Genomic DNA, 16070 nt, shown 5'->3' with positions numbered 1-16070 from the left:
TCAGTGCAGAATCTCTCTTTGACGAGGTACGAGCAACGAGATGCAAGCGACGTTTTTTCGTGACAGAACAACCAATGAAAACTCTTGATGATCTACGACACACACTCAAGCGCATAGATGGGCGTGGCTATAAAGCTTATAAAGAGATTGTCGGAGCCTATGATTGTGAATGGTGGACGTTGTTTGTTGATCATGTGCAAGGTGATCCATTTGCTGCACCCACAAAAATTCGTGCGCGCGTCAATCATAACATCTCTCATCTTCCTGCCGATTTGTGGACGATGCGTGTTCGTTGTGTCGCACTTCGAGATTTTCTTGCGCGTACGGTGCATCGCACGATTCAAACTCTTCCCCAAAGACATCGAGGGATCGGCAAAAGCGGGCTTATTTCTATTGACGTTGGTGGGCAAGAGATTCTTGAGAGGTCGGCGGTTGTCATAACAGAGCAATGGGTTGAAGCGCGGATTGAGGTCGGGTTGCCGGCATCGGGGCGAACCATTCTTGGAAAACATGCAGACGCGATATTATGTCAAGAAATTCCCCACATCATTCAGCAGAGTCTTCTCTGGGCGCAATTGCCTCAACAATTGTGCCAAGGACATGTGGACTATGCAGAAAACTATGATTCGATCCAACGGGCCTTATCAGCTCGGGGCTTAGTTGCATTTGTGGCGGACGGATCGATCTTGCCTCGTGAAAGCGGAAATTCTACACAACCGTTATCAGTTGAACAGGCAAAGCCGTGGCTGAGTCCAGACTCCTTACAGGTAGCCTTTGATTTGCCTCATTCAGTAATGACTCAATCTGGTGGGGTGACGCGTTTGATAAAAGGATTGGGAGTTCCTCGTGGCATTACGCTGATTGTCGGAGGCGGTTATCATGGCAAATCGACATTACTGCAGGCTATTCAATGTGGTGTGTATCCTCATGTTCCTGGAGATGGGCGAGAATATGTTGTGACCTCTTCTGATGCCGTAAAGGTTCGAGCCGAAGATGGTCGACGAATTGGCAATGTGGATATTAGTGGTTTCATTAGCCATCTTCCCCAACATCTGGAGACCTCATGTTTTTCAACTGATAATGCGAGTGGGAGTACGAGTCAGGCTGCCAGCATTCTGGAAGCGTTGGAAGTTGGAAGCCGTGTCATTCTCCTAGATGAAGATTCAAGTGCGACCAATTTTCTGGTTCGCGATGCACGTATGCAGGCACTCGTCAAAAAAAGCGATGAACCGATTACGCCATTCTTGGATCGAGTGGAGGAACTGCATGGGGATTTGGAAATGTCCACGATTCTAGTCCTGGGCGGGTGTGGTGATTATTTTGATGTAGCGGACACCGTGATTTGCATGAAAGAGTTTCAGCCTGTGAATGTTACAGGCGATGCGAAAGAAATTGCCCGTACTCATCAATCTACACGTCGAAGAGAAGTCTCAGACTCTTTTCCTCCCGTTTGCACACGAATTCTTCATGCGGATGGCCTTGACCCTTCATACGGCCGAAAAGATGCCAGGATTACCGTGCGCGCCGTAGATGAGATTGCCTATGGTGGCGAAATCATTAGATTGGAAGCCGTTGAGCAACTCGTGGATGAGAGTCAAACTCGTGCTGTGGGATATGCGTTGTATTTGATAAAGCAGCGATTCATGAATGCTCGAACACCCCTTCGTGAAATCATCTCAGCTCTGGAATCAGAATTCGATCAAAGGGGGCTTGATGTTTTGAATCCATTCTTTCAGACTGAGGCTCATCCAGGAAACTTTGCCCGTCCCCGTGGGCAAGAAATTGTGGCTGCACTCAACCGCCTAAGAACCACACGTTTCGACCAAATCAGTTAATTCTTCTCCTCTATAGCGAATCCAAAAAATTCCAATGGTGCCTAGGCCACGAACGCTCAACGCACTACTGGCCTTGTCGTATCAATCTTTACGGAGAATCGTTAGGGTCATTCAGTAGTGTGATCATAGGTGGCCTAGGCCACGAACGCTCAACGCACCACTGACCTTGTCGTATCAATCGTTACGGAGAATCGTTAGGGTTACTCAATATTGTGTTCATAGATAGCCTGGGACACGAACGCATAACACGCCAGTGCTCGTTGCGAGTCCAACTCTTACTGAGACGCACTTGGTAAACGAACCATGAGGGTTACAGGTGTCCTAGTAGCGACGATTGTTGTGTTGTCCTGCGTATCTTAAATAGGTAACTGGCGTTCAACGCGGTTCTACCGCTGAGGTTTCGACTTGAGGTCGCCAAGCCAACGTCATTACTCACATCAAACATTGGAAGGTTGTACCCGCTTGGATTATAGCGAATACAAATACGCTCCAGCTAAACCATGAGGACTTTCAACGCGATATCCAATGTGTCAAGAGTACGAAAAATCATTGAATCGGCTATAACTGATAATGATTGACGTCTCATATCACGTATTGGTTATCAAAATTGAGCAAGTTGGTTCTTCATCGTTTCGGTATAACTGAATCGGCTATAGACCCCCTGAAATCAGAGTCATACCTCTCATTTGGTTTTCACCCTGCGGATCAGAATATGCCTGTATAGTGAACTCGTCATGTGATGAACGGTCTCGTGTTTCTTTTCTTGTGTGTCGAATTTTCTACAGCCAATAACCTAAATAATCTAAAAATTATGAACAGATGAAGGACCGGCTCGGCTTCGGTAGGAAGGCAGAATTAACGGAGATGAGAGGCTACATGGTTACCCAATCAGTTAGAACTTTTTCAATTCGCACCCCCTCTTGTTCAGGGTCCAGCACTTTGACAATTTCAGGAATTGATTGGCTGTTCTGCATCGTGGCGAAGTTTATCGGAACGGGGTCCGAGTAGGGATGTTGTGTCGCATCTTGAATGAGAAGAATCGTAGGATGTAAGAGGTTTTCTTTCGAATGAGCGGTGACAATGCCGCGTTCACCTGTGTTGAGTTCAACCAGGCTATAGATTGGGTAGATCCCAACTTGCGAAATAAATTGTGACACGAGTTGTTGATCGAGTTGGTTTTGTTGTCCACGTTGATACAATTCACGAAGGGCATGTTTCCCAGACATCGGCGGAAGGCCCAATTGACCTGTCAGCAATTCATCATATTCGTCAACGACTCGAAGTAACCGACTGCTCGTGGACATGGTATCCGGTGCGATCTGTTTTGGATATCCTGTCCCATCGAGACGCACGTGATGAGTCTCGATTATTTCTCGCACCTGATCAGAAATTCCTGAACTTTCCTTTAAAATCTCCATACTCAATTGAGGATGTAAATTGTAAAGATCTTGATCTTCTTTCGATTGTCGATTGTTGGCGATCAACAACGAGGATGGTATGCGAAGTAATCCGACGTCGTGTAACAGTGCGGCAGTTCCTAAAATTCGAAGTTGCGCCTCGTCATAGCCAATCAAGCGTCCTAAGAGGACAGCAAGAGTGCCCACGGACAAAGAATGCTCATGTAAATCAGCTGAAAATTCACGTGTACGAATTAAGGCAATGCAGGCATCTTCATGCTCGAGCGTTTGAGAAATAATACTATGAGTCACTTCTTTCACTTGATGAGCTTGAATGGTACCCGATGTCGCAATGCTCGTGAGGAGATCTCGGACTGATTCAAGCATTTCAGATCGACTCTCTCTCGTAGATGAGAGTTCGTTCGATAGTGATTTTCCACGGAGCGTTGTGGGGAGATTTGAGATGCGTTCTTTAGCTTGGTGTTCGTCAGCATTGAGGACGATTGGAACGTCTTCGGCCGGATGTTCTTCTTCAACGTTGTCCCCACCCTCTGTATTCTCAGGGGTTCGAACCGCATCAATACCACGACTCAGATCGATTGTGAGCTGTTTGACTCCACATTGCTTCAGTTTATCAATTTGCGTCTGTGTCGTAATTGAAAATCGATGACGAAGAAATGGAGTTTCCATCCAGGGGCGATCGACTCCACACACGTACATGCCGAGAATCAGGTCGTTGATAGAGATGATTTTCTGTGACATGGCGATGAAGGGGAAGACAATAATCTTTGTCTCGTTCTCAATAATATTTCGGACAAAATCGTTTCATTCTTTACTGAATACTGGATTTCTTTTCTCTTACTCATGCACTATTTTCCTAACGTGACAATCCTCGTGTTGACCTTGTATGAGGCCTATCCATTGTGTACGTTCAACTTTTCTGAGGCTCACTTCACTCAAAGGATCAGTCTCAAGGTTCGACAGTCTCACCATGATGCTTGAACGTATTAGTTTTTGAAACACGAATCTTGAGTTGGATTAGTACCTTTACTTAGCATTACGATTGGCAGGGTTCATGTTCATGACATGTTGGCGTGTGACTCGAATGAGTGATGCGTTTCTGTCCGGAATCTTGATGCGGATTTTGAGCAGGCGATTAGCCATCTATTTGCTTAGCGCATTAGTAGTCGTTCCCGTGTTTCTGCCATGTCTTCCTAATAGTGGATCTATTCTTGCCCCGATGCAATGTGTTTCCTCGAACCTCTCCGTCAACGAAAAACACCTGTTTCTGACAAAATTCTGACAGGCAGCTCCCTCTTTCCAGGGTATGGATCACTCCCTCATTGAGGAGAAAGTCTGTTGGGAATACATGAATTGCGGGTATTTCTCAATTGAATCCGAAGTTCTTTTGTTTGGTTGTCAATAATTTTTGCGTTCGAAGACATGGCATTTTCTTTGCTCAAGTTTGATTGTTTGGCTACCGATGATCGCAGTACAGCAGTGAAAGACAAGCCAGCAAAAGGAGCGAGAACATGACGAAGCCCAAAATATCCTCCACTCATATCTGTTCAGATCTTTCCTCGAATTCGTGTAAGAGAGAGGCGTGTGCGCGTGTCAGTCGATATATCGTCACTGCATTGTTTGTGGTTCTATTCGTTGGTTCATACGCCGACATGCTGAGTGCTCAAGAAACGGCACCGACAACGATAGCAAAACGATCGGTTATTCCGATCCTGGGTACGACTTACAATGAAGAATGGGAACAAGTGGGTATTGTGGCCGACGTTGAAGTGGAATTTGAACGTCGGGATGATCATGACGGGCTACAATTAGATTTTCTGACCAAGCCTGGCAGGTTTTCATCTTTGGCAAAGCGTTCTGTTCAGGAAGCTCTTGCACTAGTGACTCAGGCCGCAGGGTTGAATGCCGATTCTTGGACGGTACGCTTTCGGTTGCCGTATGCAGGGGTGACCTTGTACGGGGAAAGCTTATCCGCCATGGCGGCCATGAGTGTCGTGGCATTAGCCAAAGGAGAAATGGTGCATGGCGATATTGTCATGACGGGAACGGTGACACCAGAAGGCTCGATTGGTACGGTGGGAGGCATTCCTTTGAAAATCGTTGCCGCGCATCAAGAGCACTTTCGTCGAGTCTTGATACCAGAAGAACCTGATGTCGCAGATGGTGATTGGGAAACGCCATTTCTTATGCATGTCTCTCCGGTAAGATCAGTTGATGTGGCCTACTTTGCTTTGACCGATCACCACCTAAAAGCCTCTGGTGCTGATCAGCAGTTTGAGGTCAGTTTAGCCCGTTAATGATGAATATCCCGATTTAATAGATACCTCACCCTTCTTGGATGTGGGGCCTCCGACGTTTCTCGTCATTGTTTGTGTAGCTGATTCATCGTGAAGAATCAGTCTTCAATGCAAAGCCTTATGTATTCTTGCAATCTTCTGATCTACGCCAGAAATTCTGGTATGATTGAGAAGGTGCTCAACGATTCTTACCCAATCGCGCTTGTTTTTCTTTCTGACGTCAACGAATCTTATACTTACTAGATATGGATAATAGACAACAGCAGACACGACCTTGCTTTGCGGTTGATATTGATAATGTCCTCGCGAGAGCTGAACAGGAAGTGCAACGCTGGTATTTGGAATTAACGGGGAACCCTTGGCCTCGAGGGAAGTACGGAAGTGCGGGCGGTTTGGATACTGGTCTGTTGACGCACGATATCGTCGAGGAGATTTTCTTACGATTCCATGAACGATCAATTCCTCATCTTCCTCTGTTGCCTAGTGCAAAGGTTGCGTTGAGGCAATTGCAGGATCGTTATCGTATTGTCATCATTACGGCTCGACGACCGACATCTCGACCGCAAACTTTAGCATGGCTCCAAGCCCATCAAATTCCGTTCGAAGAACTCTACCATACTGAAGATAAAGCCGAAGTTCCTGAAGACATTTGCTTAGCGGTGGATGATCACCCTTTGCATGCACTTGCCTACTGCCAACTGGGCATTCGTGTTTTTTTGATGGATCAACCATGGAATAGAGGGATATCTCATTCATTATTGACACGAGTCACAGGATGGGACGAGCTTCTTCAAGTTCTTGATTATGGAAATATGAGCAGTCGAAAGGTGAATATCTTGGAAACTCCTCGGGTGAAGCATCTTCTTCAATCAGTCAATCGCGACGTGACGTGCAGGGTCGTTGAAGCCTCATGAGCTGATGGTTTTTTCTTTCTCATTTTGGTCGATATTTTCGATTGCGATTTCTATAGCGAATCCATATAAATTCTTGAGATATGCTGAGGCCGTGAACGTTCAACGCACCACTCGTCATATCTGTCCAACCTTCGCTGAGAATTCCTATGGTCATTCAATATTGTGATCATAGATGGCCTCAGTACTTTCTTCCAAAGATCTTCAAATTCCCTTCGCAAGTTTTCATGCCGGCATCCGATAAGATACTAGAGTTCAGCATGTATGAGGCGTGCCGCCTCCTAAACAATCCACAATCCAATATCCAGAAACAAGTTGGAGGAAATACATGTCGTTCGATACTGTAGTTAAAGAAAGTTTGCATATGTTGCCCTGGACTGTTCTCGTTGCTGAAGATAATCCTGATGATTGTCGACTCACTGAAGAAGCGTGGCAAGAAGCACAGCTTGGTCACGAGCTTCGTTTCGTCCATGATGGAAAGGAGCTGCTTGATTATTTGTACAATCGAGGTAGTTTTGCCGATGCTGAAACCGCTCCACGTCCGGGCGTGATTCTTTTAGATCTCAATATGCCACAAAAAAGTGGAGGCGAAGCTCTTTTGGAAATCAAAACCGATCCAGCCCTTGCACGTATTCCGATTATTATCTTGACGACATCGAAGGCTGCACAGGACATGTTCAACACGTCGGTCTTAGGGGTCAATGGATATATCACGAAGCCTGGGACATTTAACGGGTATATTCAGATGATGCAAAACCTTGCGTGCAATTGGTCGGAAATGATTGATTTGCCTTTTTCTCATCGTGACCCGGGCCCCAGCGATTGGCTGGGAAAAACTGCGTTATGTTAAGGCTGTTTCGAATGCCCTCTCCAGCTTAAGTAGGCCTTCGGCTTCCTTTGATCAATTGGACCTCTCTCTGCTATAGCCGACGCACTTGGCTTCCACCCCATGGTTGACTGGTCGGGTTTTGACACTCTCAACTCCTATTCACGACCTTCTCGACTGACTTTACGGATTTTGATGAAGTAATGACCTTTCGATTGCTTCGCTTAGCCTTTAAAGATTTAGCATGAAAATGCCGATGAAAGAGAAAAGGCCTGCTGGATGATGGCATGACTTCAAGGGCGTGGTCCTGACGATAGGAACTTTTTACTCATCAATCGGAAGAGCACAATAACTATGAAACAGCAATTATTTTCCTGCAGTCTGGTGGTTGTCTTTATGACTGGTCTCTACACGCCGGGATTGGCTGGACAGTATGATGAGTTTATTCAGCTTGTGAATCACCGTGATCAGCATGGTACTCTTGTGGTGCCCCATCATTCAGATGGAACAAAGTTTGAAAAAGATTCGATGTCTCAGGCTCAGATGACCTCTCACATGGAGCAGTCTTCTCAATCAGCGACAGAAGCATATTCGAATGGTGAGTCACCTGAAGTCATGAAGAAAACCGTTCTACCATCTCTTCTTGAGACCTATACGTTTCGGAGTACAAATTGGGGCATGAGTATTTCAGATGTCAAAGATAAAGAGACGGCCAAATTTTTATGGGAACTTGATTCTCGACCCCTATCGCCCGGTGAGCATCGGTTGGGATATCGAGCAAGTATCAGTGATATTAAGGCCGTGTTGACGTATGCGTTTGAGAATGATCGTCTTTTGAATGCCAAATATATTTTTGATACCAATGAAGGAAAAAACGATGGACAGCCTTTGTGGTCTTACAAAAAAGTGAAAAGTTGGATCAGTCAGACCTATGGGCTACCGCAGTCAGAGGAAAAGCTCTGGAGTAATGAATTGTATCGGTATGCGCCGGAATTATGGGGTCGGGCTGTTATGAGGGGACATCTCACCATTGTTGATGAATGGAATGTCGATGGAACATCGATTATTCTTTTATTGAATGGTGGCGATGAATCTGTTGGCTTAATTGCAGAATTTTCAAACACCGCGCATGCGTCAAGAACTGAACTTGTGCATCTTCCTCCTTCATTTTTTGCCATGTAAGTTTTCTTGTCTGTTGTTGTACTCATTAATAGGCGTTGAAATCTGCTACGCGTATTGATGGTTTTCCTTCCTATCGTTCATTGCGATTCTTTTTGAGTCGAATGAGAACGAATCCCCGAGACTCCTCCTCGAGAGATGCCGGAACAAACACGCTGTTTGAGTTTTTCTCGGACAAAAGTTAAGAGATGTTACGATGTGTACGCAGGAGAGAACTCACGATGGTTTTTTGAGATCGAGGTGTCTACCTACCACCAATACCAATAGGGGTAGGGGCGATACAGCCCACCATAATATCCCCAGTAGGGTCCCCAGTACGGATACCCATAATAGGGTCGATAACCATAACCAGAATCATCGACATCTTCCCAGACCTTGAGATGTTGAATGGTCATCGTCGGGTAGACGTAATCCATTTCATCCAGAAGTTCTGTTTGGGATCCGGTGATTTTCCCAATCAGCGTCACTCGCGTTCCGTTTGGGACTGTGGCAGGGTCTAAAAATTCAGACTGAAAGGCTAGCAGTCGTCCCTCAGATTTTGTTCGATTGCTGGTCGGCTCTTGGTTATCAGTCAGGGGGAGCTGTAATATCGTAAGTCGGGTATGGTCTTTGAGTCGCTTGGCGGACAGGATTTCACCACCAACAAGAATCAGAGTTCCCACATGCGAGTCAGGATTTTTTTTGATTTGCGAAAAGGAAAGATTCTGGTCGACCTGGCCTTGTAAGCTTTTGGGAATAATCGTGTGCGATGTTGAAGAGCACGCAGACGAGAGCAAACAACAGACCACGAGGGTAAGAGCTTGCGGAACGTGGAGTGTTCTGAAAGCGAATGTCTCCCTGAGCATGAAGTTTTTCATAATTACAGGATATCGTGTTGGATGAGGTAATTCAAATGACAGGGGAGCAATTGTGTTCGTTTTATGGTGTAACCCGTTCTGTGAGCGTACGAATTCTCTCGTCTTTTCCGCCTAATTTCAGGTATTGCTGGTATTGGGCTAAGGCTTGAGTCGTATCTTTTCGATAGAATTCATAGAACGTGCCCAGGTTATAATAGGCCTCTATTAGAGTAGGATCTAACTCTATGGCTTTCTTGTACACGTGTTCTGCTTCGTCGAGTTTCCCATTTCCGGCATAAAGTATTCCTAAATTTAACAAAACATCCACATGTTGCGGGTCAAGTCGTGCAACTGTCTCAAACTGATCAATCGCCTCTAACGGTTGGCGTTGGTATTGGTAGAGAGAGCCGAGATCATAGTGCGCATGGATATGTTCAGGGTCACTGGTAATCGCGTTTTGAAAGGCTTCAATAGCTGTCGGAATCTGTGCTTGTTGTTCTGCTACACGGCCAAGCAAATGCCAGCCATCAGCATGCTTAGGATAGGATTGGGTGAGTTGTAATAGCAGTGACAGTGCTTCGTTTTCCTGATTGTCTTGTTTGTAAAGATACGCGAGATTATACAGTGCTTCTGCCTGATTCGGCACAATAGATAGGACCGCTTGGTATCCGTGTTGGGCTTGCTCATACGCTTGGGCTTGCTCATGCAGCTTGGCGAGTGCGAGTTGGGCTTCCCAATAATTAGGGTAAATGGACAATGCGGTTTGTAGAGTCTGCGTCGCTTCCGGATATTGATGCTGGTTGATAAAGATCAGTCCTAAGTCATAATGAGCCTTCGCAAAATTTGGATTCAGCGCTATTGCTCGCTGTATGCTTGATACCGCTTCTTTTGGCGATTCTCGGAATAGGAGAACGCCTAAGAGGTGATGAGCTTCTGCAAATTGGGGAAAGTTTGCAATGGCCTGTTCGATATGTTTTTTGGCCGAAGCCATATCCCCACTTTGAGCTAGTGTGATGGCGTTGTTGTATAATTCTCTTGCCTGATGAGCGAAGACATTTCTGGAATCAAGAAGAAGGCTTGTGGTGACGGTCAGCAGTCCGATCATGAGGACTCTCATGGAGTATTGGTATGTTGAATAAGTTAATTTCATAGAAACTCCTTGGCCAATGTGCCTATCTGATTCCGGTAGACATATTTGTCAAACTTGTTGGCGTGTACCTTATAAAAGAATCAAGACGGTCTCGCACGAGATTAACATATACGAGAACAGAATATGGTCAGTCTAAAGTACCTAACTTGATCAAAAAGAAAAAGCCTTGGCCTCTCTGCACAGAGGTCAAGGCTTCTCTCCAAGACGTGGTTGATCCTGTGATATGTGTGATGAACGCTATCGAAGAATCACTAATTGACCGACGTGATCACCATTGGCAGACGGGTTGCTGTAGGACAAGACGTTCGTGGCTGTTACGGCAGTCAGGTCACTGGTAGGAATTCCAATGTATTTGGTTTCTCCAGGTTTCAGCAAGACTTTGGCTTCCATCACCCATGGTCCGGCCTGCGAAGAATCTGCTGATAAGTGAAAAGTATACTCAGTGTCTAAGGTGTTGGTAATTTTAAGAAGAATGGGGCGTCCTGCTCTCCCGCCTGTGCCCTGAGAAATTAAATTCAACACTGAGACAGGTGGGTACCAGCCGCTCGATCCCGCAACCTTGGCGGCTGTAAATGTCAAATCCACATCAAGTTCTGTAAACGGTTGGCCGACGACAGACCCCGTCTTTAGGTCACCAACTTCAACCCCACCCGATTGAAGCGCGAGGGCTGATGAGACGCCCCCAAGGATAAGGAAGAGGCCCAATCCTAAGCCAACGAAATAAGTCCGCATCACGATCCTCCTTTGTTGTAAACAAAAAATAAATAGAAAACAGTGTCTCAGGTATATCTCAGATCATAGATTGGTCGTGCAATTCATCTGTCGCATCCATCGTCTCCAAGGCGATGGATCCTATGAAGGATGGAATGAAGGGAGGTAGGCGAACCGTCCTTCATCCCATTCTTCCTTCACAGAATCGGGAAAGAGCTTGGCAAAGAAATCTTGGAAGGCCCTTCGCTGCTCTTACCCAAAAAACCCGTTCGGCTTGAGCCGTAACTCAATTACCACCAATGAGATGCTGATTATTGACAGATTTCATGAAACAATATTGGACTGCTCGTGTGCTTGATTAAGCGAAGCTCAGTATACGGTTGGAAGGATGAGCGGTCTACCGATGTTTGCTGTTGGATGCTACATGATACTACAACTCACAACAATTTTTTTTGAGTCCTATCGAAATTCTGTTTGGAGTGACAATCGTTTTCCCTGGTTATCAAGCTGCAGGTCAAAAGCCCCTCTCTTTTCATAATTCAAACATACCGAATGTTTCCAAGAGAGGAACTTTTCATTCTGAGTTTAATGAGATTTGGGAGTCGCGAATCGAATTTCTTTGCCGACGAATTCTTCTCCGTCTTTCGACACTTCGGCAACAAGTCGGTCGCCAACTTGAGGTCTGGCATCTTTTGTCTCAACGCCATCCTGTTGAAAACTTGTTTGAGCTTGGATCGTGATCGAGACGGATTTTCCCTTCGGTGTTTTTACTACGACGTGATCGGCGCTGGATTCTGTGACCGTTCCAAGCACATGTTCGTTTCCACCGTGAGCCCAAAGTGAAGAGATTGTAAGAGGCAAGGAAAGAAATACGAGAATGGCAAGCCAGCGTGTCATAAGAAGTCTCCTTTTTTAAGCTACATTGAATGAATGTGACTGGTCCTGGTCATGTATCAGACGCTCTCGCCTATGAGTAATTTAAAAAATTCTTGACTCGTACGGAGTCTGTTTTTGCTTTGGAAGCTTCCTGTCATTGCAAGTTTTTGATCTATTGAATCCATAGACATCGAGTCGCGAAGACGTGAAATTAATGATGATGTTCAACGGCAGGTTGGACGTCTTCTCCAGCGAGGAAACGTTCTAGTGCGTCTTGCTCCTCACGTTCTGCTCGAGTGATTGGGTTCATGGTTTTCATCTTTTTGATTTCTTCTGGTGTAATTTCAGGAAGATGACGAATAAAGTGAACGAGTTTCCAGCTATCCGTATCTTTTTCCGGATTACCATCTCCCCAGGCAGGCATCCCGGTAAACCGAACCCCATAGTGAATGACGTAGAATAATTCTCCATCCGACATTTCCTGAATGGTCTGATCGCGCAAATCAGGAACCGGAGGATAGAAGTTCGGCCCCATAGGTGTTTTCCCGCTTCCGTCATTGGCATGACAGGTTGCACAATGATCGGCAAAGTGATGAAGTCCATCGGCTAACACTTCCGGTTCAGGCGGAATAGGGTTATTCGCGTTACGGAGATGGCTGGGAACGGCCCAATGTCGGATGAACCTGACGAGTTTCACTTCGAACTCTGATGGCTTGCCTTTTGCGCTAAATGCTCCGGGTAAAAGCCAGAGTGTGAGAATCAGAATGCCGGCAGTGAGAATGAGTCCTAACGTGATCCAAGTCTTCAAGTGTTATCTCCTTAGGCTATGCCGAAGAGCTATTTGAGGAGGTTCCTTGTCCATAGTGCAAGGTCGTGCATATCTTCCCTTGACACCAGTACCAAATTCTTACTCGAGAGTGCAAAGGCGTTCTTGAGGAATAGTCGCATGGACTTCGTTCCCTTATTAATCCAACATATCGATCCATTTGATGAAAAGTATTGGAAAATATTTTTTGTTGACCGTTCATTTAGGAAGGTGAATTGATAAGAAAATTGACACTTATTTGATTTTCTGTATGGTTTTACCTTCACCGATTTGCTCATTTCTGACCTGATCGTATTTGGCATCATCAGCTATCTTCTCGATTTTTTTCATAAATTTTCGAACGTAAAAAAAGGAATATACATTGCATTATATACAATCCATTCTCTATTCGATAACATATAGATTTTGACTGTGGATCTTCAGAAGTTACCTACTAAACGCTTTATATCATATTTTCCTCAACCGGTATTCATACTCCTAAAAGTAAGAGTAGCATGATACACCCATAGAAGGTGGCGTTGAGGAATCTCAAACAAGGGGGCATGTGTATGACTAGTCCTTTAGAAATTTCTGATGCGTTCAGGACCATGTGCAAAGTTGCTGTTGAGGCGGGTCTATCGCGTAAGGAAATGGAGAATGCCGTTGATGCTGCATGGCTCGTGAAGGCTGATTGGGAACGTCAATTTCTTGAGGGGCAGACTTGTCAATCGGTGTGATGTCTAAGAGACGTTGAGTATTTCTTTCTGAGAGGACGCGGATGAGGATTCTCATCCGCGTCCATCGGGCTCTTCCTCCCGTTTATTTTTATCTAATCTCTTTAAAATGGCTCATGGCATTTTTCGTATGTCCTGTGGCGACATCGGCATGGCCTTGATTCCCATGGGCAATGGCTTCCTCAAGCTCATTCACGCTGGCATCAAGGTGCGGATTACTAACTTCTTCTTGACCGGCTTTTGCATGACCAAGAGCAGCCGTCGCATGGGTCACGAGTGCATCAGCATGGCCCATATTGCCATGCTCAATGGCTTCTTGAGTGTGGGCCATCGCTTCAACCACGTGAGCGTTACTCGCTGCCCCGGTTGCCATGGGGCCACTTTGACATCCGCTGACGGCAAGCGCGAGTATTCCAACCACAATCGTGAATCGTAGAGTCGTTATCAAGACTTTCATGAATCCTCCTAGGTCGAAACTCAAATAAATCATCAGGTCTACATTTTCATTCAGACCATAATGCCTACCGATACCTATGTATACTACAAGTTTTTAATAAATGTAAATAAATGCATGTCATAAATGAGAAAACATTGACAGGAGGTTAAGGCGATTTGATTTGTTGAAAAAGTTGAGGTACAGGAGGTGTGATGTGGCTATGGAATGCAGAGTGAAGATTGAAATCAATTCTCATCAAAAATGATGGTCCTCAATGTAGTGCTGTCGATTCAGGAATGAAAAGAAAAGCCGTTCGATTCCATCTGTCTAACAAGTGGAACTATATCGGTTAGATGTCTGTGGCGTATTGGTAGGTTGTGATAGGGTATTCGGGTTTCGGATATCCTCATTCATGATGAGGTTGTTGGAAGAACAAGGACAGGACACCATGCCTGATGCATGACGCATTCAGTGGTGGTTCCGAGAATAGCGTCGAGAAAGTTTTGGTGGCCTCGTGTTGCCATAATGATGAGGCTAAAGGACTGCTCAGCATCTTCGGATAGAATCTCTTCAGCCACTTGTCCGCTTCTGATAACGGTATCCCAAGTCCAGCCAGGGTGAACAGGTAATTTCACCTTCGGCATGTCTTCTTCATGGCCAACGTGGAGAAGCGTGAAGGCACCTTCAGAATTCCCTAACCTTTGAGCCATGGCCGATGCAACGTCGACTGCCGGTTGTGGGGCTGGAGTAGACGTGATCGGAATGAGGATGCGGTTTAAGGTGACGGTTCCATCAACCGGTGAAACAAAACCTTGGCATCCTGGCGGAACGACTAAGGTCATGATTCCAGACTCCGATGCAATGGCTTCAGCGATCCCATAGGAAGAACGAAGGCTGAAATTATGTCGATGATGAGTGGTCAACACAATTAAGTCAGAGGGTTTATCGCGGAGATATCGTAGAATCGAGTTTTTGGCGTTTGCGCTATAGGCCAATACCTTTTCAACATGAAAGCCTCGCCGTTCGCTAAGGTTTCTTTCCGGGTCATCCTGTCGTTTTTCCCATTGTGTGAGTGTTGTTCGAACCTGAGGGAAGTCGTCCCAAACTGCAAGAGTCTTTTTTTCTTCGCTCTCTTCACTATGAAAAATTTGTAGTTCTGCCCCGGTGGATTCAGCCATTTTCAGTGCATGGATAAACGCGACCTTACTTTCAGTCGAACAGTCGGTCGGATGAAAGATACGTCGAAAATTCAAATGCGGTAGAGTTGTTGGTCTGCCAAAAGGTGAAGCATCAGTGCTATCCGTTTTTAGAATACGAGATTCGTTTTGTGAAACAGAAAAGTTTTTGAGAATATTCATATTCGTGCTCCTTTATTTGAGGGCTCGAAGTATCCCACCTGTTATAGACAACGACAGTCGGCTAGCGTTCATCATCACATGAAAAGTGTAGAGAGGCGTATTTTCGTAAAGCCTCGTAGGTCTTCATAAACTGTTGTTCTCGTTCCTCGCGTGGATCGTGAATCTCAGTGACCTGACTTTCTCTGTCCACAGTTTTTTGTTCTTTTTTCTCGATTATGCGTAGAGTCGACATCAGGTCACCTCATGGGTTAACAATTGATACATGCTGTGTGAATACATTGAAGCCTGTGACTTGTCTCAATGAGTTTGTTCTTGAATGGTGGAAGTTTCATGATGCTCATGTACTAGAGCAAAGGGTGTACCAAATTTTTGTGAGGGTTCTGATGGTTGATTCGGGAGTTGAAAAAATAGGGAGTTTCGTGAAAATTGTATAGTAGGAGAAGTCGTGTCATTTCATGACGTTGAGCGCATATGCTCAAACCATTTCGTGCGAAGTAGCGCAATGTCTGGTCTTTTCAGATGTCAAAGACCTATTGAATGGAATACTGAACGTCAGTGATATTTCTAAATTTCTGATTGTGAGGAATGTATATGTCTTGGGTTATTGGGTGTTTTTCTCGACTCTTGAAGAAGCTGACTAAACTGGGAGTAGGAAGCTCTAGCTTATGATAGAACCGTTATTGCTACCTTCAGATCAA

General features: G+C 45.4%; 14 protein-coding genes. 6 read left to right on the top strand and 8 right to left on the bottom strand.

What is annotated here, in order from left to right; genetic code table 11:
• The first annotated feature begins 74 nt into the window (after positions 1-74).
• The gene (locus ACWQXP_RS12245; protein ID WP_454063156.1) at positions 75-1835 is read left to right on the top strand and encodes an ABC-ATPase domain-containing protein; all 1761 of its coding nucleotides are present in this window, start codon (positions 75-77) and stop codon (positions 1833-1835) included.
• Positions 1836-2707: 872 nt separating this feature from the next.
• On the opposite strand, the gene ACWQXP_RS12240 is transcribed toward ACWQXP_RS12245, so the two are convergent.
• Positions 2708-3994, bottom strand: a complete 1287-nt coding sequence (locus tag ACWQXP_RS12240) for an HD-GYP domain-containing protein (RefSeq protein ID WP_454063155.1) — start codon at positions 3992-3994, stop codon at positions 2708-2710.
• 770 nt (positions 3995-4764) lie between these two features.
• Here ACWQXP_RS12240 and ACWQXP_RS12235 point away from each other — a divergent pair.
• From ACWQXP_RS12235 to ACWQXP_RS12220, 4 genes are all read left to right on the top strand, one after another.
• Positions 4765-5550, top strand: a complete 786-nt coding sequence (locus tag ACWQXP_RS12235) for a S16 family serine protease (protein WP_454063154.1) — start codon at positions 4765-4767, stop codon at positions 5548-5550.
• 245 nt (positions 5551-5795) lie between these two features.
• The gene (locus ACWQXP_RS12230; RefSeq protein WP_454063153.1) at positions 5796-6464 is read left to right on the top strand and encodes a 5' nucleotidase, NT5C type; all 669 of its coding nucleotides are present in this window, start codon (positions 5796-5798) and stop codon (positions 6462-6464) included.
• Between the two features lie 325 nt (positions 6465-6789).
• Complete coding sequence (locus tag ACWQXP_RS12225; protein ID WP_454063152.1) at positions 6790-7311, top strand: response regulator; 522 nt, start codon at positions 6790-6792, stop codon at positions 7309-7311.
• Positions 7312-7641: 330 nt separating this feature from the next.
• The gene (locus ACWQXP_RS12220) at positions 7642-8469 is read left to right on the top strand and encodes a hypothetical protein (RefSeq protein ID WP_454063151.1); all 828 of its coding nucleotides are present in this window, start codon (positions 7642-7644) and stop codon (positions 8467-8469) included.
• 245 nt (positions 8470-8714) lie between these two features.
• On the opposite strand, the gene ACWQXP_RS12215 is transcribed toward ACWQXP_RS12220, so the two are convergent.
• From ACWQXP_RS12215 to ACWQXP_RS12195, 5 genes are all read right to left on the bottom strand, one after another.
• Positions 8715-9311: a Slp family lipoprotein gene (locus ACWQXP_RS12215; RefSeq protein ID WP_454063150.1), complete on the bottom strand. Its 597-nt coding sequence runs from the start codon at positions 9309-9311 to the stop codon at positions 8715-8717.
• Positions 9312-9384: 73 nt separating this feature from the next.
• Positions 9385-10452 carry a tetratricopeptide repeat protein gene (locus tag ACWQXP_RS12210; protein ID WP_454063149.1) on the bottom strand — a complete coding sequence of 356 codons (1068 nt, stop codon included), beginning with the start codon at positions 10450-10452 and terminating at the stop codon, positions 9385-9387.
• Between the two features lie 237 nt (positions 10453-10689).
• The gene (locus ACWQXP_RS12205) at positions 10690-11184 is read right to left on the bottom strand and encodes a hypothetical protein (protein ID WP_454063148.1); all 495 of its coding nucleotides are present in this window, start codon (positions 11182-11184) and stop codon (positions 10690-10692) included.
• Between the two features lie 564 nt (positions 11185-11748).
• Complete coding sequence (locus tag ACWQXP_RS12200; RefSeq protein ID WP_454063147.1) at positions 11749-12060, bottom strand: hypothetical protein; 312 nt, start codon at positions 12058-12060, stop codon at positions 11749-11751.
• Between the two features lie 190 nt (positions 12061-12250).
• Entirely contained in the window at positions 12251-12847 is a 597-nt protein-coding gene (locus ACWQXP_RS12195; protein WP_454063146.1) for a c-type cytochrome, read from the bottom strand.
• A 566-nt stretch (positions 12848-13413) separates the two neighbouring features.
• Between ACWQXP_RS12195 and ACWQXP_RS12190 the strand changes: the two genes are divergently transcribed.
• Complete coding sequence (locus ACWQXP_RS12190; RefSeq protein ID WP_454063145.1) at positions 13414-13581, top strand: hypothetical protein; 168 nt, start codon at positions 13414-13416, stop codon at positions 13579-13581.
• 88 nt (positions 13582-13669) lie between these two features.
• Here the strand turns inward: ACWQXP_RS12190 and smbP are convergent, their stop codons facing one another.
• A complete protein-coding gene (gene smbP / locus ACWQXP_RS12185) occupies positions 13670-14035 on the bottom strand; it encodes a small metal-binding protein SmbP (protein WP_454063144.1) in 366 nt (121 codons plus the stop codon).
• A 389-nt stretch (positions 14036-14424) separates the two neighbouring features.
• Positions 14425-15372: a universal stress protein gene (locus ACWQXP_RS12180; protein WP_454063143.1), complete on the bottom strand. Its 948-nt coding sequence runs from the start codon at positions 15370-15372 to the stop codon at positions 14425-14427.
• Between the last annotated feature and the right edge of the window lie 698 nt (positions 15373-16070).

The sequence above is a fragment of the Candidatus Nitrospira salsa genome (assembly GCF_965152625.1).
The sequence above is the reverse complement of the archived record's forward strand: the minus strand, read 5'-3'. Positions and strand labels throughout refer to the sequence as shown.